Source organism: Telmatobacter sp. DSM 110680 (assembly GCF_039994875.1).
Taxonomy (GTDB): Bacteria; Acidobacteriota; Terriglobia; order Terriglobales; family Acidobacteriaceae; genus Telmatobacter.
In genome coordinates, this window is sequence record NZ_CP121196.1 from 3,049,398 (window position 1) to 3,071,444 (window position 22,047).

A 22,047-nucleotide genomic window follows, 5' to 3' on the forward strand; every position below is an offset into this window, starting at 1 on the left:
TCGAATGTTCATTTCCTCGCGGGCGGAATGTTTTGATTGAAGCGAAACAGATTTGTTGGATCGTACTTCGCTTTGATTGCTGCCAGGCGCTGGAAGCGTGCGTCGCTGTAGGCCGAATGCACGTCCTCCCCCTCCGACATGTAATTCACGTATGCGCCTCCGGTGGAGTATGGCAGGGCCTTCTGCCAGTTCTCTCGCGCCCACGCCCGCTGTTCGCTATCGTTCGCAGGATCGTTTGAGATCGCGAGGAAACTCAGGTTGAACAATGCATCACGATGTTCAAAAGCCGTGGCGTCACTGGGTACCCGGGCGACGGCGCCTCCATATACCTCGACCATGATGACATTCAGGGGCGAAGGCGCTGAGCCAGCAGCTTCAATCACCAGGTCAATGACGTCATCGGACAGCGTCTTCACGAAAGAGGATTTCCAGTAATGACGCTGGCCTTTGGGGTAAGACACATCCACTTGCCGCTGCATCGTGCAGTAGGACACAGGTGCAACAGTATCCAACAGAACCGATCCCAGTTCGCGAAAGGCCTGTGCCGCACGATCGCCCTCGCCTTCCTTTCCGATATCGCTTACCACGGCTGCGGCGAACTTGCCTCCATCGGGAGACGGGATGATTGCAAACATTGTTGCAAGGTTGTCGCTTGCTTCGAGGCTCAGGTCGCGGAGTCTCTGCAAGACAGCTTTTGACATTTCGAAGGGGAAAACAATTAATCCACCAAGGGGTTCACGGACTGGATGAAGTTGAAATTCGAGCGACGTCACGACTCCGAAGTTTCCTCCTCCGCCACGCAGCGCCCAAAAAAGATCGGGGTGGGAATCGGCGCTCGCCGTTATAAATTCGCCTGCGGCAGTGACCACGTCGGCTGAGATCAAGTTGTCGCATGCCATTCCGTAACGACGCGACAAATAGCCGTAGCCGCCGCCGAGTGTGAGTCCAGCGATCCCTGTGGTGGAGATAGCGCCGCCCGGTGATGCGAGCCCAAAGGCCTGCGTCTCGTGATCGTATTCGCCCCACAAAACACCGCCGCCGGCGCATGCTTTGCGCTGAACGCGATCGACCCGGACGGACTTGAAACGCGCAAGGTCGATGACGATGCTGCCATCGCCGACAGAGGTTCCAGCTACGTTGTGACCTCCGCAGCGGATGGCAACCGGAAGGCCGCGTTCGGCGGCGAACTGGACCGCCGTCATCACGTCCGCGACTCCGGATGCGCAAACGATTGCTGCCGGATAGCGGTCGATCATGGCGTTCCACACCTGCCGTGCCTCGTGGTATCCGTCGCTATCAGGGAGATGTACTGTGCCACGCAGAAGGCTCTTCAATGCATCGCGGTCTGCTATCTCAATTTGAGGCGTCATGCGGCGATTCCTCCGGGGAGATTCATTTTCAGGGTCAGACACAACAGACCGGTGACCCATTGTGGATAAAGGGCGGTTATGGAGAAGACAAACCTACTAAGAGACTACGTTTGGAATGGGAAAAAGCGTATCATCTCGCCCTTTTGATTGGCACCTGCAACGCGCGGGGCATCAAACCTCGACTACGTGACTCTTTGTTGATAGGAGTGCTACTCGTAGCGGAGGGCTTCGGCGGGGCGGATTCTTGCTGCTGTGGATGAGGGGTAGAGTGTGGCTAGCAGCGAGATGCTGATGGAGACAGCGGAGACTAGAACTCCGTCGATCAGGCGGGGAGCGAAGGGAAGCGTGTCGATGGCGTAGACGTCGGGCGAGAGTTGAATGTGGTAATGGCCGCCAGCCCAGGCGCCGATGTAGCCCAGGATTAGTCCAAGTACGGTTCCGACTACGCTGATCAGCAGTCCTTGTAAGAGGAAGATGCGGCGCACTTGTGCCGGAGCTACGCCGAAGCTCATGAGGACCGCGATGTCGCGGGTCTTTTCCATCACCATCATGGTGAGCGCGATGAGGATATTGAGCGCAGCGACGACCACGATGAGGGTGATGACGATGAAGGTGACGATGCGCTCAAGTGCGAGGGCGCGGAAGAGTTCTTTGTTCTGTTCTTCCCAGTTGGTAGTCATGAAGCCGGGGCCAGCGGCCTGCTCGATTTGTTTTGCAATTTGCGGAGCGTTGTTAAGATCGTCGACTCTGAAACTGATGACGGTGACGAGGTCAGGCTCGCCATAAAGGTGCTGCGCGTCGGCAAGCCGGATGAAGCCCCACGCGGAGTCGTATTGATAGAAGCCGCTGTGATAGGTGCCGACGAGGCGAAAGTGGACGATGTTGGGGACGACCCCCAGGGGCGTGAGATCACCTTGCGGACTGATGAGGGTTACAGAATCGCCGATGGTGGCGCCTATGGAGTCAGCCAGATCTTTGCCGAGGATGAGGGGCTGGTCTCGAGGACCTTCGGGCGCGGCCGTTGAAGGCTCGAGCGCGTTGACGGCTGCTGAAGTGGAGTTAATAAGCACTTTGCTGACGGTTTTTTCGCGCCCGGGCAGGACACCTTCGATCAGCGCATATCCTTCGCGAGCTCCGTGCGTGACAACTACCTGCTCGTCGAGTTCGGGGGCAGCGGCGACGACGTGAGGGAGCTTTGACAGCTTTTCGACGAGCGGTTGCCAGTCGCGAATGCCGTCGTTTTTTACACGCATGAGTTGTACATGTGCGCTGGAGTCGATAAGGCGATCCTGCAAGTCGCGGCGCATGCCGTTAGTGATGGCGAGAGCAATGATGAGAGCGGCGACTCCGGCGGCGACTCCGGCAATGGAGATGGCGGTGACTACGCCAACGACGGCCTGACGCCGTTTGGCTTTGAGGTACCGGGCCGCCACATAAAGCTCAAATCGCATCTTGCCTTACTTTCACGTCTGCTGCTTCTCACTTTTCCGAAGAGTTGAACACGGTTTTGGCTACGCCTACATTATCGTGGCGATCATAGACGCGCACCGTGATGAGGTGTTCTGCCGATTTGGCTTCGGTGGATTTGCCAGGAATCTGGACGTCGTAGTGTTCGCGCTTCGCATCAGAGAGCTTGCCGACTGGTTCGATGTATTGCCATGCGCCGGCGTCGATTGCGTACTCGGCATGGGTAATGGGAGAGGCCGCATCTTCGGCGTCGAAGGTTACGTGCACGGGGGCAGGGCAGGGAGCCTGCGCGCATTTCGCAAGCGCCTCTTCAGCATGCAGAGCAGAGACGACTGGAGGCGTGGTGTCGATTTCGAAGCGGTCACTTTCCCTGGCGCCGGTGAGCGCTTCGCCGGGTGTGTGCGAGGGTGAATCGGACGCGATCACTTTGACGCGATATCCGCCATCGGGAATGAGCGCGGCGTCGAAGCTGTAAGCCTTGTCGGTGATGCCGTCTTTCAGAAGATGCCAATCTTGCTCACCGTCGCCGCGCAGGAAGAGCGAGTAGACGAGGTCGTCTCCATTTTCATCGTGGGCGGCCCAGCGGACGGTGACGGCGGTGCGATCCTTAATGGCGGGTAGAGGAGTGTTGGCGGTACCGCTTTCGACGGGTACGACGAGTTGCTGGTTGGCGGATGGAAAGCTGATGTTTATGTTCTGCGGGGAATTGCTGGCGTTTTGCGCGTTGAGGCGCGCGCCGGGTGCGACGACTAGATCGTCGATCTCGGGCGCGGCATTGACGGGCAGGTAGTTGACGGCGACGCTGCCGAGTCTGCCTCCGGAATGGAGGACGGCTTTCCATTGAAGGAAGCGGCCGGAGGGCGATTGCACGGCACCGTCCTTGAGAGGCTGCCAATCAGACCAACCCCAGTCGCCATGGCCGCGTGCGGGCTGTTCGACGTTGCCGGTGCGGGTGAGGATTTCGTAGTTTGCGGAGTCGGGATCGATCTCTATGCGGCCGAAGCGCGCGAATGCACCCGCGTCCAGCACGTCGCTGGCGTATTCATGCTTTTCCGATTTGCCGAGCGTGTAGAGCTTGCCGGTGTTGCCGGTGCCGATGAAGAGACTATTGGTTCCAGTGCTGGAAGCGGCGACTGCGCTTAGGCCCTGTTGCGCCTCAACGTGCGCGATGTCGGCGTAGTCGCCGTTTTCCTGGATACGGACGATGTGTCCGCGATTGCCGCTGACGGCGAGCACGCCATTGGATTGCGCGGCGAGTGCGTAGACAATGTCGTCTTTGCTGGACCAGATTTTGCGCGGAGCCTGGTCTTCGACCAGAGCGTAGATCTCAGTGCCCTCGGGGGTGGAACTGCTGGCGTTCGCTGCTTGAAGCGAACCGGGCTGGACGATGGTGAAGCTGATGGATCCAACGCCCTGCACGGGAAGCGGGGGAAGAGGATTGCGGCTCTTGTCTCCAACGCTGGCGGCGAAGATGGTGCCGTTGGCGGCGACTGCGACGGAGGTAATTTCGCGGCGTGGCGCTTCAAAAAGCACGTAGCCTTTGCCCTGGGGGCTAATGCGATAGACGAGGCCGGAACCGTCAGAGCCGGCGATTAGATTTCCTTTGGCATCCCAGGCAAGTGAGCGAATATGCTGTTCGTCGCTCTTGAAGAATGTCTGTGGGGTGGCACCGGGGTTGGAGGGATCGACACGGTAGATGGTTCCGGGGCCGCCGGTGGCGATGTAGAGTTTGCCGGCGGCGTCGAAGGTCATGTCCCAGATGTAGTGCGATCTCGATTCACGTTTTGTATTTGTGCTGCTGTCGCTTGAGGGGTCATCGATTTTGTCGGCGTCGAAGATGAGCTTTGCGGTGGACTCGTCCTGTTTGGTGGTTGCGCTCGGATTGAGTTTGTAAACCCTGCCGCCGGGAACAGTGGCGGCGTAAAGCGAACCATCGGGACCGATGCGGACTACCTGCACGCTCACGTCATGCGATTCGAAGAGCGTGAAAGGCTTGCCATCTTTCTGCGGAGTGGAGCGCAGCACGGCTGCAGGGGCGCCGGTGCCGAGATAGGGTGTTCCAGTCTTGTCCACTGCGACTGACCAGACAAACGTGGAAGGAGTGGTGAGGATTTCGGCCAGGCCAGGGCCTTCGCGGAGGTAGCCGCTGCTGCCGATGGCGACGCCCTGCGGCGTACCTTTTTCAAATTCATCTACGCGCGATTGGGACCAGAGGTGAGTTCCCTGGGCATGCGATTGCATCGACGCGACAGCGAACGCAAGGACGGCCAATTGGGATAAGTGGCGGAAGGAAGGGGATTTTGCAGAAACCATTCTGAAGTCGAGTCTACTAAAGATGGTTGGCGGGTCGCATTCCGCATTTATGCATGCTGCTATGCGCCGCTGCGGAACTGGATGATGCGGCGGCGGTCGCGTTTGGAAGGGCGACCTTCGGGCAGGGGAGCGTATTGTTGCATGGCTTTGCGTTCGGCGGCTTCGCGCTGGCGTTTTTCTTTGCTGTCTTCGGTTTCGCGGTAGAGGGCCTGCGCGATGGCGGCCGGACCTCGCATTTCGCTCAACTGGAGAACTTCAACGTGGAATTCGCCGCCTTCGTTTTTGATTCGGAGCATGTCGCCGATGCGGACATCGCGTGCAGGCTTGGCTTCAATCTCATTGGAATGGATGCGTCCCAGATCGCAGGCCTTGGAGGCGAGGGCGCGGGTTTTGAAGAAGCGCGCCGCCCAGAGCCACTTGTCGATGCGCACGGAATTTTTGGTTGACGGGGGCGGCACGATGTCTCGCGGAGGACTTTATGATTCCGTGGGTGGAGTTTTCCAGACGTAAAGGAATCCGGTATCGCTGGAGGTGGAGACTTCGATGCCCTTTTGCCGAGTGGCACGATTCAGCGCCGAGCGGATGTTTTCTTTGGAGTCCGGCAATGCCTCGAGCGGAATCTTGAGAGCGCGGCCGGATTCGAGCTGCTCGAGGTCGCTTAACAACTGACCCACAATTCTCTTGTGTTTACCGTCCCGCCCTTTCGGGACGTCGGACTGATCGATTGATTCGTATCTTATGTGTGCTGCGTCTGGATTGGCGTTGGTCGCCATCGGGTTCCCTCGCGGATGATATTTTTTCTCTCCACGCCGTTCGGGAGACGCGCCCTTAACGTATGGCTAATTCTGCGCAAAACTATCCTTATATTACGGCGATACTATTAGTCAAGATGCAAGCCGAAAAGATATGGATGCCTCTGGCTGAATCTGGCCGTATTCTGGTGGCCCTCTATAACTCACGAAGTTATAAGCGTTTAGGGCGTAAAGGCAAAGAGATACCCCGTATCGGGGAAATTCTGGTAGGGTATTTCGAGAGGTGAAGACCAAGTGAGCAAGAACAAGAATTTCCCCACTGTTCCGCTCAAGGAAGTTCCCGCGCACATCGAGGAAAACAGGGCCGGAGGACACCGGCCGATGGTGCTTGTGGTGGACGATGAGAGCGTGATTGCCGATACGCTGGCCGAGATTCTTTCGCGCAGCGGCTACAACGCAACGGCGGAGTACGACGGAGACAGTGCGCTGGAGACGGCGCTGATGTCGCCGCCGGAGATGCTGATCACTGACGTGGTTTTGCCGGGCATGACCGGCATTGAACTCGCAATCACGATTCGTCGGATCTTTCCTGATTGCAAGATTATCCTTTTCTCCGGGCAGGCTTCGACGGCCGATCTGCTGGCCAGTGCACGCGCGGACGGGCATCAGTTTACGCTGCTGAACAAGCCGCTTCATCCGCAGGATCTTTTGCAGCGGGTGTCTGAAGGTTTGAAGCCGCACAAGCAGGTTCACGTTTAGCCTATTGCAGTAAGAGCGTAAACGCATCGCATGAAAACTCGATGGGCGCCCTTTGAGGGCGCCCATTTGATTTTGGTTGGAGAACGGTTAGTTGGAGAGGACGGCGCGGTAGCGCACTTTGTTCTTCTTCACCTTCTCGATGGCGTCGTTCGCCTTGGCCATCGAGAAAGCTTCCGTTGTGGCTTTGACGCCGTGGCGCGCGGCAACGTCGAGCATCTCGCGAATCTTTTGCGGACTGCCGATGGGACTGCCGGTCACGGTGCGAATTCCTCCGATGAGCGGGAAGGCTTGCACCGACACTGGCGAGGGTGGCACGCCGACGAAGCACAAAGTTCCGGTGGGACGAAGGGCCTGGATGTAGACGTTCCAGTCCTGATCGGCGTTGGCGGTATTCAAAATGAAGTCGAGCGAGCCAGCTACTTCTTTCATCGACTTCGATTCGCGTGAATGCACGAAGTGATGTGCGCCGAGAGCGCGGGCTTCTTCTTCCTTGCCAGTGGAGGTGGAGAAAGCGATGACCTCTGCTCCGAAGACGCGGGCGAATTGAATGGCGATGTGTCCGAGGCCGCCAATTCCTACGACACCCACGCGGGAGGATGGATTGATGCCGTGGTCACGCATAGGGCTGTAGACGGTGATGCCGCCGCAGAGCAGCGGAGCAGCCTGTTCACTGGGCAGAGCACCTGGAATGCTCATTACGAAGCGCGAGTTGGCCCGGACGCTATTCGCATATCCGCCATTGCGGTGCACGCAGGTAGCTTCCAACGAGGCGCAGAGATTTTCGAGACCGCGGCTGCACCACTCGCATTCTCCACACGAGTTGGACTGCCAGCCGAGCCCGACGCGCTCTCCAACCTTGAGAGAGCGAACGCGGGAGCCAACCGCAGTGATGGTGCCGATTATTTCGTGACCGGGGATAAATGGATATTGGCTAATGCCCCAGTCGTTAGAAATCAGATGAAGATCACTATGACAAATGCCGCAGTGGGTAATGCCGATTTCGACTTCCTGCATGCCCAGTTCTCCCGGGTCATAGCGGAAAGGCAAAAGCTCGGCGCCCGCTGCGTGAGCTGCCAGTCCTTGAATTAGGGCCATGTCGTTCCGCAGTCCTCGCTGGGGGTTGGCAAAAAAGGGGCCGGATTTCAGCGCATAACGCGTGCGACAGATTTGCGTATGCGCTGCAGGATAAGTCTAATCTAAACCGCCGCCCGACTCGATGTGCAGATTGAGGATTTGAAATCCGCTGAGCACGCCGCCTGCCGACGCTTGGCCTGCGACTACCGCGGATTCGCCGTTGAGAGTTACGTCCTTGGCTGTCCGCATGGGCTCAAGTGCATTGGCCATCGACAAAGGCAACGTGGAGAGCGTTTGTCCGTTGACGCCGGCTTGTGCCTCGGGCAGTAGAAGACTGACGAAGATGCGATCGGCAGGATGTTGACTTCGCGCTTCAGCGAGGGCGGTTTCGAGATCGATGGTGCGATTGGAGATTCGCGGCTGATTCAATGCGCGATCGAGAGTGCCGGCATCGGATACGAGCATTCGCACATTTCCCGTAGCAATGCCTGGAGGCAGCTTAACGGGAATGCGGATGTTGCGCTCGGGCTGTTGCCAGGGACGAACAGTTGCCTCGACAAGAATAGTGTCGCCGGCGTGAACGATGTTGCTGGAGTCGATACGCGCGGTCTCAAGTTCGACCTGAGCGCGGCGCGGAATCGAGTCGACGTCGAGGTTGATCGCTTTGATCGCGCCCTGACGTGCTCCGTTGGCGTAGAGCACTGCGAAGCTCTGGTCAGTCTGCATCGCAGCGGACAGTTGGGCGGGGATCTGATCTCCCGCCGGCGCCCAGATGTCGACCGGGGATGCGGGATAGCCTTCGATGTTAACGCTGCCAGTCACGTGATAACTGGTTTCAGCGCTGCTTTGATTATTTTCGATCAGAGAGTCGTAGAGAGAGACGAGGAGTGCCTGGGGAGTGAGCGAAGGCAAATCGACAACTTCGATGTTTAATTTGCGGTCAGCTCCTTCGCCATGAACTGTGATATGAACGGGGATCATGTGGGGCTTGGCGCGGAGCACGCCGCGGATTGCGGAGTTTCGATCTTCAGTAAACGTGCCGATGGGATCACCGGTGTTGATGATCTTGAATGCGTTGAGAGGCGATGCAAGAGTCTCCACTACTTCAGCGGTGGTCATGGGAAGAGAGACGGTGCCAGCCTGGAGGATGGGATGTCCGCACGCGAGGAGCTGGGTGGGGTCGACGTAGGTGACGGTGCAGGTGGCGGAGACCTCAAGATCTCCGCGAACGAGTTGGGCGCTGACTGCGGAGCCTGGAACTACGCTGGCGACGGCGGAAGGCGAGATCGCCCCGAAGGAGCCGTCAGTATCTGTCTTGGACGACCCGCTGCCGCCGCCGGCTGCGACGATGTCGAGCCCGGTGCCGGCCATTTCCTTTTGCCAGAGCCGGACGGCTTCCGGGCGGAACCCGCTCATTACGAGCGGAGTTTCCATGGCTTGAAACTCCATGCCTATCGAAGAAGACGCGTTCTGCTTTTGCGTGGATGATGACAGCGTTGGTGCTGAGGCCCACTGCGTATTGACGGGCAAATCTTTGACTTCGAGCATTTGCTCGATCGGGGTTATGCCGGCAATGGGGTCCTTGGCAAATTGGCCGATGCGGTAAGAGAGGGAGCCGAGAAGCTTGTTGCCGATGTAGACCGGGCTACCGCTCATTCCCGCGACAACTCCAGTATATTCGGGCTTGGCGCCGCGGAGCCTGGCGAGGATCATGTCCTGGCCGGGGCCGCGTGCACCGCGAAGCACGCCAAGGATTTCGACCTGCATGGGTTCGGGACTGGTGCCAGTGAATACCGTCCAGGCCGTAGCCATTTGACCTCGATGCAACTGGTTGAGGGGGTAGAAGCCGGCTCCGGAGGGTGGGGGGGAGGGGGGTGGAGCGGAATCCTGCGCTGGGACGCAAACCGAGAGGGATGCGGCAAGCACGGATACTTCGACCGTCCGGGCGATTATTTGAACAATCGTTCGGTTCCGCGGCGAGATTGCCTTATGGCAGGGTTTCACGTCTATAAGATTAAACCGGAGCGGCATTGGACCGTTAGGCGGCAATTCTGGTTTGTATTCCATCCGCTAAGGTTTTGACGCTCAGATTGAAAGGTTGTTTCATCGGATGGGCTGCTTTGCTTGCCGATTGCTTTGGGCAGTCCCTATGCTGTGAACACAGAGGCCTTATGCCAATGATTTATTCGTTCAGCTCTTCCCGTTGCCGTTTTGCTTCATTCTCATTGCTGGCAGCCTTGGCGCTGGGGCCGCTGGCCATTGCGCAGAGCACGCCTCCGGCCCAACAGACGCCGCCAGCGCAACAGACTCCGCCGACGCAACAGCCCGACCAGACATCGCCCGATGCAGGCGGGCCCGGCGGCGACACCGGTCCAGTTGCTCTGCCCAAAAAGAAAGATAAGCCAGATGAAGCGCCAGTACCAGCCGCTCCGGCGGAACCTAAGTTCAAGAATCCTGAGGGAGCCGGGGATTATTCGTTGCGCGTCGATGTCCCTGAAGTCACGGTAGACGTAGGCGTGTTGCTGGAGAAGACGGGCCAGTTCGTCCCTGGTTTGAAGCCTGCGAATTTCAAGGTGTATGAGAACGGCGTGGAGCAGAAGGTTACGGGATTCAAGCGCGTAGAGGCGCCGATAACGGCGCTGATGCTGTGCGAGTTTGCGAATAGCAATTTCACCTACAGCTTTCTCTATGACATGCGCAATGCCGCGTGGTCGTTTGCCCAGCAACTGCGGCCGCAGGACTACGTAGCGCTGATGACGTTCGACATGCGCACGCAGATCTGGCTGGATTTCACGCAGGACAAACGGCAGCTTTTGAACGCGATTCAGTCGCTGGTGATTCCGGGATTTTCGGAACGGAACCTGTTCGATGCGTTATATGAAGCGGAAGACCGGTTGAGCCGCATCGAGGGGCACAAGTACATCATTCTGATTGCATCCGGACGCGACACTTTTTCGAAGCTGACGCTGGACAAGATTTATCAGAAGGTGAAGACGACGCCGGACATTACGATTTTTGCAATTTCGACTGGCGGCGCGATGCGCGCCATGACTGAAGGCGGCGGAGGAATGAACCAGCAGATGCGCGACATCGACTATCTGCAGGCCGATAACGAGATGAAGACCTTCGCAAGGATGACTGGAGGCATGTGGTTCAGCCCCCGGTTCGTAGGTGAGATGCCAGACATTTTTGCGGACATCAACAAGGCTATCCGTTCAAAGTATGAACTGGTATATCACCCCAGCGATGCCAAGCAGGACGGGACCTATCGCAAACTGCGCGTTGAGTTGGTGGACGATGAAGGAAAGCCGCTGCGCTTCCAGGATGAGAAGCACAAGCAGTTGAAGTATGAAATCATCGCGCGCGACGGCTATCGGGCGAAGCAGGAAGTGGAGTAAAGGCTCGCGAAGGAAGCAAGCGACAGACGAATGGCTGCCGCTTGCTTTTGGAGGGAGACGGGCAACTACGCTTTATTTGAACTGGTTGAAGATGTCGTGGACGTAGTAGCCGATCACGAAAAGTGTGGCAACCACGGCTACGATTTCAGAGCCTTTGATCAAGGGTTGAACTTTAGCGACCTTCGCTACGATGGCCTGCTGCGCCGTCCGCTCGTGACTAAAGGAATCGCCGAGAAAAATCTGGTCTTCCTCATCCCGAGACAGCCGGGAGCGATACAAGAACATGAGTGCCAGCACGATGATGGTGAGTCCCCAGATGGACCACATAACGGGAACGAAAGGCATAACGTTTCCTCCAGCGATGATTCCACCTCAGTTTTCGGCATTTCCAAGTTCGGTAGGCGCCGGATCGCGGTGGTTCTACGGCTGAAAGCATAGCCCCGAACGATATGTGAATCCCGTGACACGAATCACAGGTAATTCGGACAGCGTCGATGGGGTTGGAAAGCTGAATTTGTTGATGACACAGCGATTAGCGGTCGGGGGCGCTTGCGGTCTCTTCGCGACTTTTGGCTATCCAGTTGCATCCAATGGGATACATGGACGAATGGGCCTTGTGCCGCTCTACAAGGGGCAGTACAGTACCATCTAAGAAGACCTTTGCAGGACTGGGAGAAAACATGGCGACTACAACCACTACACCGGAAACAACCACGCAGGGTACAGAAAAGAAGGCACCCCTTATTCTGACGCCGCAAGCAATTGCCAAGGTGCGTGAGATCATGGCTACCCAGGATCCGCTTCCCGCTGGACTGCGCATCGGCGTGGTGGGTGGTGGCTGCTCGGGCTTCCAGTACTCGATGGCCTTTGAGAACCAGGCCGGGATGATGGACAAGGTCTTCAAGTTTGACGACCTCAGTGTTTATGTCGATGCCACCTCCCTGATGTACCTGAACGGATGCATCGTGGATTATGTGGAGACGCTGGAGGCGGCCGGCTTCAAATTTGAGAATCCCCAAGTGAAGTCGACCTGCGGTTGCGGATCGTCGTTCAGCGTGTAAAGCGCATTCCGGTTGAAGCATTAAGAAAGCCCGTCCTGATGGACGGGCTTTCTTGTGTCTGTAGGCAGCTTCTTACTGCTGAGGCGTTGTGGGGGTAGTTGGTGTGGGGGCAGGCGTGGTCGGAGTGGTACCACCCACCGGAGTGGTAGTGCTGCTGGCGGGCTGGCCGATGGCGCCGGTGTTGCCTCCGGCCATCGTCTGCTGATCCATTTGGGGGCTGTAGAGGAACTCCCACTCGTTGTAGTGGTTCTTCTTCTTGTATACGAGGATGGATTGCTTGGGGCTTTGCGGGGAGAAGCCGATGATGCCTCCGCCGCCGAAGGTCTGGCCAGTGCCAGTTGGATTATTGGTTGAACCGAATGCAGAGGTAGTTGTGGTTCCGGTTGGACCTGCAGTGGGGCCGGCAGCGCTGGTTGGGGCGACGGGATTGCCGTTGGCGTCGGTGCCACCCGTGGGGGCGCCTGATGCTCCTGTGTCGGTGGACCCGGTGGGTGTCGAGTTGAAGAGCCCGTTGGTACCCGGCGAGCCCGCAGCACCGTTGAGGCCAGTGTTGCCTCCAGATGGGCCTATGCCTGCCCCATTCGCGGCTGCGAGGGGCTGCCCGAAGAATCCCATGGCCTGGGGAGTCTTGTTCTGGCCGAAGAGAATTGGCTTCCACTCATCCTTACCGGTGGTGGGATCGATGTATTTCTTGCGCAGGAAGCGGATGTTGTTGGTCTTGACCAGCGCGTCGACGTTGGGTGGGTAGGTGTTGAACTTTTTGTAGTAGAGCTGTACGGCGCGAATGTACTGTTTGCCGCGCTGCATGGTTTCGATTTCGCGATCGCGCTGGATCGCCGCCTTAACGCGGGGGACCGCAATTGATAAGGAGAGTATAAGGATGGCCATCATGAAGATAACGGCTACAAGGATGTAGCCCTCTTCGGAAGGGCGGGGACGATTTGGAGGATGCGTGTTCATTGCGAGATAAGTTTGTGTTCCCTCGGTTTTTCGATGCGTCTGATTGAACGCGGTGATGCAGAAAGAAGCAGATCCTTCGCTCCGCTTACCCCACTTGGTGGGGCCCCAAGCTGCTCCGCTCAGAATGACAAATCCAAAATGCAATCATTTCAAAACTTCGAACGTACCTAGTTCGCTGACAGCGGCAGAGTCTGGGTGTTGTTGTAGCCGAGGTCCGTAATTTGCACGGAGGCGGGCATGATCGTGACCACCTTGTAGCGGTGATCTACAACGTCTCCGGTACGGGCCATGAAGATGTCTTCGCCGTGCACGAGAAAGGCTCGCATGGACTTGTCAGAGCTTTGCGAATAGCCGAAGTATTTCAGGTCGATTGCGGGCGGACGCGGAATTTGCGGAACGGAGACAGTTGCGGTATTCACTCCGGGCCTTGCAGGTGCTATCGGCTTGGGGATTGCAACCGGTGCGGACTCGGCGGAGAAGATGTTGCGGCCTGTGCCGGCGTAAACGACATCTTCGCTCTGCTGCAGTTTGTCGAAGTGTAGCGCTGGATCAATGTTGTTGCTGGCAACATGTTGCGCCTGGGGGCCTGCAGAGTTGGCTTGCCGGGTGGTTCCTGAAGAACGACGTGTCGTTGTAGTTGCGGTATTGGGCCGGGCGGGCGCGGTCGCAGCAGGTGAAGAGCTGAAATAGTTGGAGAGTTCGTAACCGCCTGCGCAGAGGATTACTACGCCGAGCGCAATCGCGATGTAAACCTGGCGCTTGTTTTCAGTACCGAGAGGGATAGCCATGTTACTCGCCCTCCTGTGCCGCCGGGGGTGTCGCGGAGGGAGTGTCGGACGGTGTAGGAGGCAGCCAGCCGGGTACGTCTGCAGGGCGCAGCCAGGTGGAGACGCGCAGACGCAAACTTACCAGTCCGCCTTGCTGGCCGGTGAACGCCATGGAACGAATCAGGAAGAACGTCTTGTCGCGTTCGAGGCCGTTTACGAAGTGCATAATCTGCTGGTATTGACCGCTGATAGAGGAGTCGAGGGATATTTCGGTAAGGTCGCCAGTCGTCGATCCCTGGGTGTACTGCATGCGGGAGAGCTGTACGCCAGACTTGACTGCGAGATCGCCAGTTTGCACGGCGATCGACGAGTAGTTGGCGGGAATGCGCTTCGCGTAGAAGTCCTGGATGTGCTCGCGGGAGTCTTTGACGCGCTGTTCCAGTCCGCGCAACGGGGCTGTCTGCACCTCGAGCGTTTTGAGTTCAATCTGCTTGTTGACGAGGGCATCGTTCGAACTGGAATCGGTTGCAGACCAATCCAGGCCAAGACGGATGGCGAGGACAGCCACGATGAGGATCAAGATGGCAAGGCCGAAGTAGTGCCAGGTCAGAGGAGAGGCCAGCCGCTCGCGGGTTGTCACGGGGTTGGGGCTCATTGCGGTACTCCTCTGGATGGCTGAGCGGGAACGTGCGCCCGCGGCGTTCCGGTGTAGGGTGAACGGGCATGGTTGGCGCCCATCGCAGGTTCGGAATCATCATCGCCCTTAGTGCGAGCTTTGGCGGAGGCAAAGGCCTTCTCGCGGGCGAGTTTGCGCTCCTCTGAAGTACCGGGTGTGTAGTCCGCGAGCATGTCGAAGTTGACGCGGTTCGAGGTGCTTACGGGTTCGGCGCGCTGGTTCGGTCCTTCTTCGGACGCAGTAGTTTCGTTGACAATGCGGGGCAGAAGAAAGTGGCGGGAGTGTTCAAGATTCTGCACCAGTTCGACGTCGCGGTTACGAGGGCCGACAACTCGAAGGTGGACTGTGATTTGGCCGTTTTTCACACTCGGTTCCAAAGTTGTGACCTGAACGCCGGCGGGTAGAACGGTCTCCAGATCCTCCATGGCGAGGGTCCACGAGAAGGCTTTCTCATCGAAAAGCTGATTGAGATTCTCGGCCTGCTGGAGGGTGCGTGCGTTGTCAGGCTGCTGCATCATGGCCTGATACTGCTGGCGTTCGTGAGTGAGGTCAGCGATCTTCCCGTCGAGCGAATGAGCGCGAGCGCGGGCGGCTTCAGCCTTGTCGTGCACGAGATGCAATCCCACTCCTAAGATCACGGCGAGCAGGGCGAGGGCCCCCATTGCAATGCGCAGGTTCTTGAGCGCCGGTGCGACATCGGCGAACGGCCGTGAAGCCAGATTGATTGCTACGCGCACGCTAAACCGCTCCTGCCAGGGCGCCGGCCAGGCCGGCAGTACTCATGTTGGACATGTTCGTTGTTAGGCCGCTGGAAGGGCGCGGAGCCAAATCAACGATCTTTAGCTCTGAAGGGCCAAACCAGTGCTCGAACTCCGACGCTGTTCCGTTTCCGGCGAAGTATAACTCTTTGGGCAAAACTGAGACCTTGTCTTCATAATATGCCGCTGCCACGGCGACGCTGCGTTGGACCTCGAGAAGGCGCTGCTGGGGGTCGTCGGGTAGGTCGAGGGTACGGTAGAGGAGCAGATCGTCGCCGCGGGTGATCGAGGTGGTGATGGCAACCTTACTGAGACAGGCGGCGAGCAGAGGCTCCGAAGACTCGAGGGTGGCCAGCGTGGCAAGTGCGGAGGGCATGACCGCTCCGGGTTCGTAGCCTGCGCCGCGAACGACGGTTTCGTATTCCTCGAGGATGTTGCTGGGCAGGATGGCGACCAGGACTCGCGCTTCAGTCTTGCTCTGCGTGAGGATCTGATAGCTCAGGCCGGCATGCTCCACTTCGAAGGGAACCATTTTGCGAAGCCGGAAACGCAGGACGGGAATGGCTTCGCTGGCGCGTGCGGGAAGGGAATCGAAGTCGAGCACGAATACGCGGACGGCAGTGTCTGGAATGACGACGGTGACGAAGCGGCCACGCGCCGAGACACTGGCAAGCGCCGTGCGAATGGCAAGAGAGACAGCCTCGGGCGAACTCATGTTCAATTCGCTGATGCCGGGTACCAGAACGCCGGGACGTAAAGGTTCGAAGGCGTAGACGGGCTGCTCGTTCTTGCCGGGAAGCGCGGCTGCCAGCACGCCTTCGGGGGTGAGCTCGATGGCTGCGGGTGGACGGCCACCGTACTGTGCGGCTGCACTCGATCTGCTGAGAATGGAACTCACTATCGCGATGCCTCGATGAAGGTGACTTTATTGATCTCCTTGAGCGTGGTCAGACCACGGCGAACACGATCAAGTGCTGACTCGCGCAGGAAGCTCATGCCTTCGCGCTGGGCCAGCTTGCGAATTTCCGAAGTTGGCTTCTTTTCAAGGATCAACTCACGGATGGGGTCGGTCAAGTCTAAAAGCTCATGGATCGCGGTACGTCCGCGATACCCGGTGCCGCCGCACTCGATGCAGCCGACGCCTTCGCGGAAGCCAAAACCGCGCCATTCGGCGGGATTCATTCCGCTGGCAATGAGTACTTCGTCGGGGACAGATACGGTGCGGACGCAGTGCTCGCATACGGTGCGGACGAGTCGCTGCGCGAGGATGCAGTTGAGCGCGGAGACGAAGTTGTAGGCCTCGACGCCCATGTTGAGGAAGCGGCCGAGCACGTCTACGACGTTGTTGGCGTGGACGGTGGTGAAGACGAGATGCCCGGTGAGGGCGGAGTTAATGGCGATCTGCGCGGTTTCCTGGTCGCGGATTTCGCCGACGAGTATCTTGTCGGGATCGTGGCGCAGGATAGAGCGAAGGCCGCGGGCGAAGGTGAGGCCCTTCTTCTCGTTTACCGGAATCTGGGTGATGCCGCGGATCTGGTATTCAACCGGGTCTTCGATGGTGATGATCTTGTCTTCGTCGCTCTTGATCTCGTTGAGCGCGGCGTAGAGGGTGGTGGTCTTGCCGGAGCCGGTAGGGCCGGTGACCAGCACCATGCCGTAGGGCTCGCGAATGTAGCGGCGGAAACGTCGGAGATCTTCTTCAGCGAAGCCCACCACATCAAGTGTCAGGTGGCGGAACTTCTCGCTCATCGATTCCTTGTCGAGTACGCGGAGGACTGCGTTTTCGCCATGCACGGTGGGCATGATGGAGACGCGGAAATCGATGAGGCGGCCCTTGTAGCGAACGCGGAAGCGGCCGTCCTGGGGTACGCGGCGTTCGGCGATGTCGAGCTCGCTCATGATCTTGATGCGGCTCAGAATCGTGGTGTGATGCTCGCGCGCGATGGGGGCCATGGCTTCCTGCAGGACACCGTCGATGCGGTACTTGACGTGGAGCGAATCGTCGTAGGTCTCGATGTGAATGTCGGAAGCGCGGCGTTCGAGTGCCGTGAAAATAGTGGTGTCGACCAGGCGAATGATGGGACTGATGTCTTCGTCGCTGGTCAGTTTCTCAATGGAGATGTTTTCGTCGGATTGGGTATCGTCGCCGGTGACGACGTCGAAGGTGAGACCTTCGCTGGCTTCGTCGAGTACGCGCTGGGACTGCTCGGTTTTCTTGAGCAGGTCGGTGATCTGCGAGAGGGTGGCGACGCGGGCAATGATGCGATGGCCCAGGAGACCGGCGATTTCGTCGAGCACCATGAGGCGCGAGGGATCGCTGACGGCGATAACCAAAACATCCGCCTGCTGCTCGATGGGTACAAAGTTGTAGCGGAACATGAGTTCCACAGGGACGGTTCGGAGCAGGTCGTGCTGGATCTTGAAGTTCTTTAAATCAACGAATTCGGCGCGATAGCGCGCTGCCAGGGCCTCCGCCTGGGCACGCTCGTCAAGGCCGTTTACCATCGGCCCTGTCGGCACCGCGATTGTAGTGTCAGCCATATATAGGATTAACCCTGTCCTCCACCAGCTACCGATCCCAGAGAGAAGATTGGCAGGTAAAGCGAAATTAAAATAAAGACGACGACGACGCCCATAACGATGAGAATTGCGGGCTCAATTAATGAGAGTGCCGCGGTCAACGCGGTGGCGACATCTTCTTCAAAAAACTCTGCGACAGAGTTGAGCATCTGCGGAAGTGCGCCTGTTTGCTCGCCGACGGAGATCATTTCTGTGGCGAGGCTGGGGAAGACACCCGTGTTGCTGAGCGAATCGGCGAGGTTCTTGCCTTCGCGGACAGAGACGATGCCGGTGGTTACAGCTTTTGAAACTCGGCGCGAAGAGATTGAACGGGCTGCGGTTTCAAGCGATGGAACCAGCGGCAGGCCGCCCGTAAGCAGGGTGGACAGCGTACGCGAGAAGAGGGCGACCTGATACTTCAACCAGATCTTCCCGAAGATGGGCATCTTCACACGCACGGCATCCACGGTGTCGCGACCCCTTTCAGTAAGGGAGAATCGCCACAGCACTACGGCAACAATGAGGACGCTCAGCGCGATCCAGAGGATGTTGTGCTGGGTCCACTTGCCAAAACTTAGAAGCCCGAGTGTCATTGCGGGCAGCTTTGATCCCATCTGGTCGTAGAGTTCGGCGAACTGCGGAATGACTACAGTGAACATGAAGACGAGCAGGGCGCTGACGATGGTGAGCAGAAGGCCCGGGTAGATGAGCGATGCGGTGAGTTTCTTGCGGAAGGTCAGCGAGACACGTTGGAAGCCGATGTAGCGTTCGAGCACTTCCTGCAGGTTTCCCGAGCGTTCGCCGGCCAGCAGGGTCGTGGTGTACATGATGGGCACACCGGTTTGCGCTTCGAATGCGGACGAGAGCGATTCACCTGTTTTTACGCGATTGGCGACGTCATCCAGCTGGCTTTGGAAGTAGGCGCTTTTCTGGATCTTGGTGAGCATCTGCAGCGAGCCGAGGATAGGCAGGCCGGCGCGGATGAGGGTCAGAAACTGCTGATTAAAAATGAGGAATGGCTCGAGTTTGACCTTGCGGCGAGAGACACCGCCAAGGCCCGACCGCGCTTTCACAGAGAAGACGTGGTAACCGGCGTGGGAGAATCGCGCACGCAACTCGTCGGCGGTGGAGGCGGTCTGAACCTGCTCCATTACGCGACCACGTTCATCGGCTAACTTGATTACGAACTCTGCCATAGGGTCAGTTGCCGGCCATCGCCCCCCGGGGGATGCCGGCCTTCCGGTTCGCTTTCCTGTTCAAGGTTAACAGTTTCGCTCATATCATAGACGCAGATACGCGAAGAAGCGCTTGCCGAATGTCAGGGAGCGAATTCTGATGGCTGTCGCCGGGGGTACTTAAGTTCGGATTTGGGCTAACCGGCATCTTTTCCTGGGGGTATGCTGGACAAGAAGTCAGGCCAATCCCCCATGGACCATACGACCAGGTGGTTAAAATCGGGCGGCGAGGGGTTTCCCCCATCGTCGGACAGTGAACCTGGTAATTGGCTGGGTTTGAGTCCGCAGGCCGCTGCGCTGGCAGTGATTATCCTGCTGGGGCTGGCGGCTACGGCAACCTATTTTGTCGGTTTGCCCGCCTTTCTGAATCAGGCCGCCGCGCCGGCTCCTTATCCCCATGAATTAGCCAAGGTTACTTTTGCTATTGGCGGAGATGTGATTCCGCATGAGCCGGTTCGTGCGGCGGCGGCGGCTGCAGGGGGCGGCGCGGAGGGGTGGGGGGCGCTGCTGGGGGATGTGAACGACGTATTCGAGGGCGTCGATTTTGGATTTGTGAACATGGAGACGCCGGTAGCTCCAGACCACTCGAAGGGTTCGAAGCCTTTCATGTTTGACGCACCAGTGGCACTGCCCCAGGCGTTGAAGGCGAATGGGATCAAGATTGTCTCGTTTGCGAATAATCACGTGATGGACCAGGGATGGGCAGGGTTCGCGGAGACGCGGGATCACCTGCGCGAGGTCGGACTACAGTTTGTGGGTTCGGGAGATACGGCCGCGCAGACGTGGCAGCCGCTGATTGTTGAGGCTAACGGGATCAAGGTGGGCTGGCTGGGGATGACGCGGTGGCTGAATGGTAATCGCAATCCTGATAAGGACGACCAGCCGCATGTGAATTTCTTCCCCTATCCAGGAGAATCCGGCGGTGCTCAAGGGGCAGATGAGGCGAAGGTGCTGGATGCTGTGAAGGCGGCGAAGGCGCAGTGCGATCTGCTAGTGATCTCGGTTCATTGGGGAACCGAGTACGCGACGGCACCGCGGCCCGAAGACGTGGATATGGCGCACAAGATGCTGAATGCCGGGGCGTCGGTAATTGTGGGGCACCATCCGCATGTGTTGCAGCCGATTGAGACGTATGCAACGACGGATGGGCGAATGACGGTGATCTTTTATTCGCTGGGAAATTTTCTTTCAAACCAGTCGCGCAATTATGTGGATGGGCTGATGCCGGACAAGGATGGCGATCCGCGCGACTCGATGATTGGATTGTTCTCTGTGGTTCGGAATGACTTTGGGCCCGGCGGAATGCGCGTGGAAGTGGAACACGTGGGCATGATGCCGGTATGGGGTGAGAACAATCGCAATGCGCTGGCGGCAGGAAAGGCTAAGACGCCGAATATCCATCCGGCGCTGATCGATCGCGAGATTCCGAAGGCGCAGGCAAAGCTGGATGAGCTGAACAAGGCTGCACAGGATGGTGCGGAGTTGAACGCGGCGCAGAAGCAGGAGTTCGTCGAAGCTACGAATCGACTAAAGGTGCTGACGGATCGCCGGGCACAGATATTGGCACGAACGGGCGATGAGTATGTGATTGAACCGCCGAAGGTGGCGGCGAAGCCGTAGCCCGCATTATCTAGGTTGCTCAAGTGTTTTCAACCAGTCCGGCGCGTCGGCAGGGATTCCGTGAAAGCAGTCGTAGCTGGCGACTTCTTTGCCTGTCTTTACGTCGGCAAGAGTGCACTGCAAACTGAAATGAAGTGGGCCTGATTCGTACGCGACCTGTTTGCCATCGGACCAGAAGATCCAGTTCCATATAAAAGGACTGCCTTCTATTTTTCGAACGACGCGCCCGTTGCGCGCAAGGACAAGGGTGAAGGGGAATTCTTCGTTTGGCCGGTCGGGGAGCGGGCCGTTTAAAGTCCAGCCCTCCAACCCCTTGGGGCCGCGCACATGTTTGGATTCCGTTGGCTTGTCACGTTCAAGAGCACGCAGTTGGGTCGCACACATCAGAGTCGCGATGACGACAAGCAGTCGACAACGGTGTCTGATATTCATCGCTCCTCGCTTTGACTCTTTAATACCCGTTGGCGACCAACCATGATTCAGTCAGGTTGAGTTCCGGTTTTTTCGTTGATTGCATCTGTTGGTAAGCAAGCTTTACCAGGACGTCTGCCTCGACGTTGACGGGAGCGCCTACGGCAAGCGCGTGGAGGTTGGTGCGCCAGTAGGTGAGCGGCAGGATGGCTATGGATATCGTGTCGTCTTCGATTCCAGCGATGGTGAGGCTGATGCCTTCGATGGCTACGGAGCCTTTGTGGACCATCCATTGGCGGACATTCTCAGGGATGCGGACTTTGAGTGTCCAGTCAGTGGTTTCGCGATTGAAGTGGGGGCTGGATTCTGGGATGACGGGCTCGAGAGCTGTCATGATGCCGGTGCCGTCTACGTGACCCTGAACAACGTGGCCGCCAAGGGGACTGCCGGCGGCGGTGGGCAACTCGAGATTTACTTTTGCGCCGGGGTTGAGTACGCCGAGTGATGTGCGATCAAGAGTTTCCTGCGCGAGGTCAGCATGGAAGTAAGTTGGGTCCACATCGAGTGCTGTCAGACAGACTCCGGAGATGGCGAGGGAGTCGCCTTCGCGTAGGCGGTTGGCGATGCCGGGTGCTTCGACGGTGATCCGGCGAACGCCGCCGCGATCGGTAACGCTCACGAGGGTGCCGGTCTGCTCGATGATTCCGGTGAACATGGTTTGATTTTAAGGGAACAGGAACAGGGTGTAGTGGACAGTGGGCTACGATACTTGCTGGCCGGAGATGGGAAATTGAAATCAGTTTTAAGGCAACAACCTGGCTTTGATAGTTTTGACTCTCAATCGCATATTCTTCGATTCCATCTTTG

Annotated in this window: 21 protein-coding genes; 4 read left to right on the plus strand and 17 right to left on the minus strand. The window is 58.0% G+C overall.

Annotated features, from left to right (window positions below; translation table 11 throughout):
- Nucleotides 1-8 precede the first annotated feature (8 nt).
- The 5 genes from P8935_RS12525 to P8935_RS12545 all read right to left on the minus strand — a co-directional run bounded on the left by P8935_RS12525 (nucleotide 9) and on the right by P8935_RS12545 (nucleotide 5,923).
- Nucleotides 9-1,370: an FAD-binding oxidoreductase gene (locus P8935_RS12525; RefSeq protein ID WP_348260628.1), complete on the minus strand. Its 1,362-nt coding sequence runs from the start codon at nucleotides 1,368-1,370 to the stop codon at nucleotides 9-11.
- A gap of 209 nt (nucleotides 1,371-1,579) precedes the next feature.
- Entirely contained in the window at nucleotides 1,580-2,821 is a 1,242-nt protein-coding gene (locus P8935_RS12530) for an FtsX-like permease family protein (RefSeq protein WP_348260629.1), read from the minus strand.
- A 28-nt stretch (nucleotides 2,822-2,849) separates the two neighbouring features.
- On the minus strand, nucleotides 2,850-5,078 hold the full coding sequence (locus P8935_RS12535) for a hypothetical protein (protein ID WP_348260630.1): 2,229 nt from the start codon (nucleotides 5,076-5,078) through the stop codon (nucleotides 2,850-2,852).
- 131 nt (nucleotides 5,079-5,209) lie between these two features.
- Nucleotides 5,210-5,608 (minus strand): RNA-binding S4 domain-containing protein, encoded by a 399-nt coding sequence (locus P8935_RS12540; RefSeq protein WP_348260631.1) that lies wholly within the window; start codon nucleotides 5,606-5,608, stop codon nucleotides 5,210-5,212.
- Between the two features lie 18 nt (nucleotides 5,609-5,626).
- Nucleotides 5,627-5,923 carry a hypothetical protein gene (locus tag P8935_RS12545; RefSeq protein WP_348260632.1) on the minus strand — a complete coding sequence of 99 codons (297 nt, stop codon included), beginning with the start codon at nucleotides 5,921-5,923 and terminating at the stop codon, nucleotides 5,627-5,629.
- A 273-nt stretch (nucleotides 5,924-6,196) separates the two neighbouring features.
- Between P8935_RS12545 and P8935_RS12550 the strand changes: the two genes are divergently transcribed.
- The gene (locus tag P8935_RS12550) at nucleotides 6,197-6,661 is read left to right on the plus strand and encodes a response regulator (RefSeq protein ID WP_348260633.1); all 465 of its coding nucleotides are present in this window, start codon (nucleotides 6,197-6,199) and stop codon (nucleotides 6,659-6,661) included.
- 87 nt (nucleotides 6,662-6,748) lie between these two features.
- Here the strand turns inward: P8935_RS12550 and P8935_RS12555 are convergent, their stop codons facing one another.
- Both P8935_RS12555 and P8935_RS12560 read right to left on the minus strand, forming a co-directional pair.
- Nucleotides 6,749-7,756, minus strand: coding sequence for an NAD(P)-dependent alcohol dehydrogenase (locus P8935_RS12555; protein ID WP_348260634.1), 1,008 nt, complete (start codon nucleotides 7,754-7,756; stop codon nucleotides 6,749-6,751).
- A 96-nt stretch (nucleotides 7,757-7,852) separates the two neighbouring features.
- Complete coding sequence (locus P8935_RS12560; protein WP_348260635.1) at nucleotides 7,853-9,547, minus strand: SpoIVB peptidase S55; 1,695 nt, start codon at nucleotides 9,545-9,547, stop codon at nucleotides 7,853-7,855.
- A gap of 359 nt (nucleotides 9,548-9,906) precedes the next feature.
- Between P8935_RS12560 and P8935_RS12565 the strand changes: the two genes are divergently transcribed.
- Complete coding sequence (locus P8935_RS12565; protein ID WP_348260636.1) at nucleotides 9,907-11,133, plus strand: VWA domain-containing protein; 1,227 nt, start codon at nucleotides 9,907-9,909, stop codon at nucleotides 11,131-11,133.
- A gap of 72 nt (nucleotides 11,134-11,205) precedes the next feature.
- On the opposite strand, the gene P8935_RS12570 is transcribed toward P8935_RS12565, so the two are convergent.
- Entirely contained in the window at nucleotides 11,206-11,478 is a 273-nt protein-coding gene (locus P8935_RS12570; RefSeq protein WP_348260637.1) for a hypothetical protein, read from the minus strand.
- A gap of 335 nt (nucleotides 11,479-11,813) precedes the next feature.
- Here P8935_RS12570 and P8935_RS12575 point away from each other — a divergent pair, with 335 nt between their 5' ends.
- Nucleotides 11,814-12,194, plus strand: a complete 381-nt coding sequence (locus P8935_RS12575) for an iron-sulfur cluster assembly accessory protein (protein WP_348260638.1) — start codon at nucleotides 11,814-11,816, stop codon at nucleotides 12,192-12,194.
- A 72-nt stretch (nucleotides 12,195-12,266) separates the two neighbouring features.
- Here P8935_RS12575 and P8935_RS12580 read toward each other — a convergent pair whose 3' ends face one another.
- From P8935_RS12580 to P8935_RS12610, 7 genes are read right to left on the minus strand one after another with little or no spacing between them, the layout of a single operon-like run.
- Nucleotides 12,267-13,298: a type II secretion system protein gene (locus P8935_RS12580; protein WP_348260639.1), complete on the minus strand. Its 1,032-nt coding sequence runs from the start codon at nucleotides 13,296-13,298 to the stop codon at nucleotides 12,267-12,269.
- 23 nt (nucleotides 13,299-13,321) lie between these two features.
- Nucleotides 13,322-13,942: a hypothetical protein gene (locus P8935_RS12585; RefSeq protein WP_348260640.1), complete on the minus strand. Its 621-nt coding sequence runs from the start codon at nucleotides 13,940-13,942 to the stop codon at nucleotides 13,322-13,324.
- Nucleotide 13,943: 1 nt separating this feature from the next.
- Nucleotides 13,944-14,576 carry a hypothetical protein gene (locus P8935_RS12590; protein ID WP_348260641.1) on the minus strand — a complete coding sequence of 211 codons (633 nt, stop codon included), beginning with the start codon at nucleotides 14,574-14,576 and terminating at the stop codon, nucleotides 13,944-13,946.
- Nucleotides 14,573-15,334, minus strand: a complete 762-nt coding sequence (locus P8935_RS12595) for a fimbrial assembly protein (protein ID WP_348260642.1) — start codon at nucleotides 15,332-15,334, stop codon at nucleotides 14,573-14,575. Before P8935_RS12595 ends, P8935_RS12590 begins: the two co-directional genes overlap by 4 nt.
- 1 nt (nucleotide 15,335) lies before the next feature.
- Nucleotides 15,336-16,253: a hypothetical protein gene (locus P8935_RS12600; protein ID WP_348260643.1), complete on the minus strand. Its 918-nt coding sequence runs from the start codon at nucleotides 16,251-16,253 to the stop codon at nucleotides 15,336-15,338.
- Nucleotides 16,253-17,896, minus strand: a complete 1,644-nt coding sequence (locus tag P8935_RS12605) for a GspE/PulE family protein (RefSeq protein ID WP_348260644.1) — start codon at nucleotides 17,894-17,896, stop codon at nucleotides 16,253-16,255. Before P8935_RS12605 ends, P8935_RS12600 begins: the two co-directional genes overlap by 1 nt.
- Nucleotides 17,897-17,904: 8 nt before the next feature.
- A complete protein-coding gene (locus tag P8935_RS12610; RefSeq protein WP_348260645.1) occupies nucleotides 17,905-19,110 on the minus strand; it encodes a type II secretion system F family protein in 1,206 nt (401 codons plus the stop codon).
- A 231-nt stretch (nucleotides 19,111-19,341) separates the two neighbouring features.
- Here P8935_RS12610 and P8935_RS12615 point away from each other — a divergent pair, with 231 nt between their 5' ends.
- Entirely contained in the window at nucleotides 19,342-20,769 is a 1,428-nt protein-coding gene (locus P8935_RS12615) for a CapA family protein (protein WP_348260646.1), read from the plus strand.
- A gap of 6 nt (nucleotides 20,770-20,775) precedes the next feature.
- Here P8935_RS12615 and P8935_RS12620 read toward each other — a convergent pair whose 3' ends face one another.
- Both P8935_RS12620 and P8935_RS12625 read right to left on the minus strand, forming a co-directional pair.
- Nucleotides 20,776-21,201 (minus strand): hypothetical protein, encoded by a 426-nt coding sequence (locus tag P8935_RS12620; RefSeq protein ID WP_348260647.1) that lies wholly within the window; start codon nucleotides 21,199-21,201, stop codon nucleotides 20,776-20,778.
- A 19-nt stretch (nucleotides 21,202-21,220) separates the two neighbouring features.
- A complete protein-coding gene (locus tag P8935_RS12625; protein ID WP_348260648.1) occupies nucleotides 21,221-21,895 on the minus strand; it encodes a riboflavin synthase in 675 nt (224 codons plus the stop codon).
- Nucleotides 21,896-22,047: the final 152 nt, after the last annotated feature.

Bases quoted from the DNA above. Each gene is read 5' to 3' on its own strand.
- P8935_RS12545 (WP_348260632.1), bottom strand. From the start codon at position 5,923: ATGGCGACCAACGCCAATCCAGACGCAGCACACATAAGATACGAATCA.
- P8935_RS12575 (WP_348260638.1), top strand. From the start codon at position 11,814: ATGGCGACTACAACCACTACACCGGAAACAACCACGCAGGGTACAGAA.
- P8935_RS12570 (WP_348260637.1), bottom strand. From the start codon at position 11,478: ATGCCTTTCGTTCCCGTTATGTGGTCCATCTGGGGACTCACCATCATC.
- P8935_RS12535 (WP_348260630.1), bottom strand. From the start codon at position 5,078: ATGCAATCGCATGCCCAGGGAACTCACCTCTGGTCCCAATCGCGCGTA.
- P8935_RS12525 (WP_348260628.1), bottom strand. From the start codon at position 1,370: ATGACGCCTCAAATTGAGATAGCAGACCGCGATGCATTGAAGAGCCTT.
- P8935_RS12565 (WP_348260636.1), top strand. From the start codon at position 9,907: ATGCCAATGATTTATTCGTTCAGCTCTTCCCGTTGCCGTTTTGCTTCA.
- P8935_RS12560 (WP_348260635.1), bottom strand. From the start codon at position 9,547: ATGGCTACGGCCTGGACGGTATTCACTGGCACCAGTCCCGAACCCATG.
- P8935_RS12610 (WP_348260645.1), bottom strand. From the start codon at position 19,110: ATGGCAGAGTTCGTAATCAAGTTAGCCGATGAACGTGGTCGCGTAATG.
- P8935_RS12555 (WP_348260634.1), bottom strand. From the start codon at position 7,756: ATGGCCCTAATTCAAGGACTGGCAGCTCACGCAGCGGGCGCCGAGCTT.
- P8935_RS12590 (WP_348260641.1), bottom strand. From the start codon at position 14,576: ATGAGCCCCAACCCCGTGACAACCCGCGAGCGGCTGGCCTCTCCTCTG.
- P8935_RS12625 (WP_348260648.1), bottom strand. From the start codon at position 21,895: ATGTTCACCGGAATCATCGAGCAGACCGGCACCCTCGTGAGCGTTACC.
- P8935_RS12530 (WP_348260629.1), bottom strand. From the start codon at position 2,821: ATGCGATTTGAGCTTTATGTGGCGGCCCGGTACCTCAAAGCCAAACGG.
- P8935_RS12585 (WP_348260640.1), bottom strand. From the start codon at position 13,942: ATGGCTATCCCTCTCGGTACTGAAAACAAGCGCCAGGTTTACATCGCG.
- P8935_RS12615 (WP_348260646.1), top strand. From the start codon at position 19,342: ATGGACCATACGACCAGGTGGTTAAAATCGGGCGGCGAGGGGTTTCCC.
- P8935_RS12605 (WP_348260644.1), bottom strand. From the start codon at position 17,896: ATGGCTGACACTACAATCGCGGTGCCGACAGGGCCGATGGTAAACGGC.
- P8935_RS12620 (WP_348260647.1), bottom strand. From the start codon at position 21,201: ATGAATATCAGACACCGTTGTCGACTGCTTGTCGTCATCGCGACTCTG.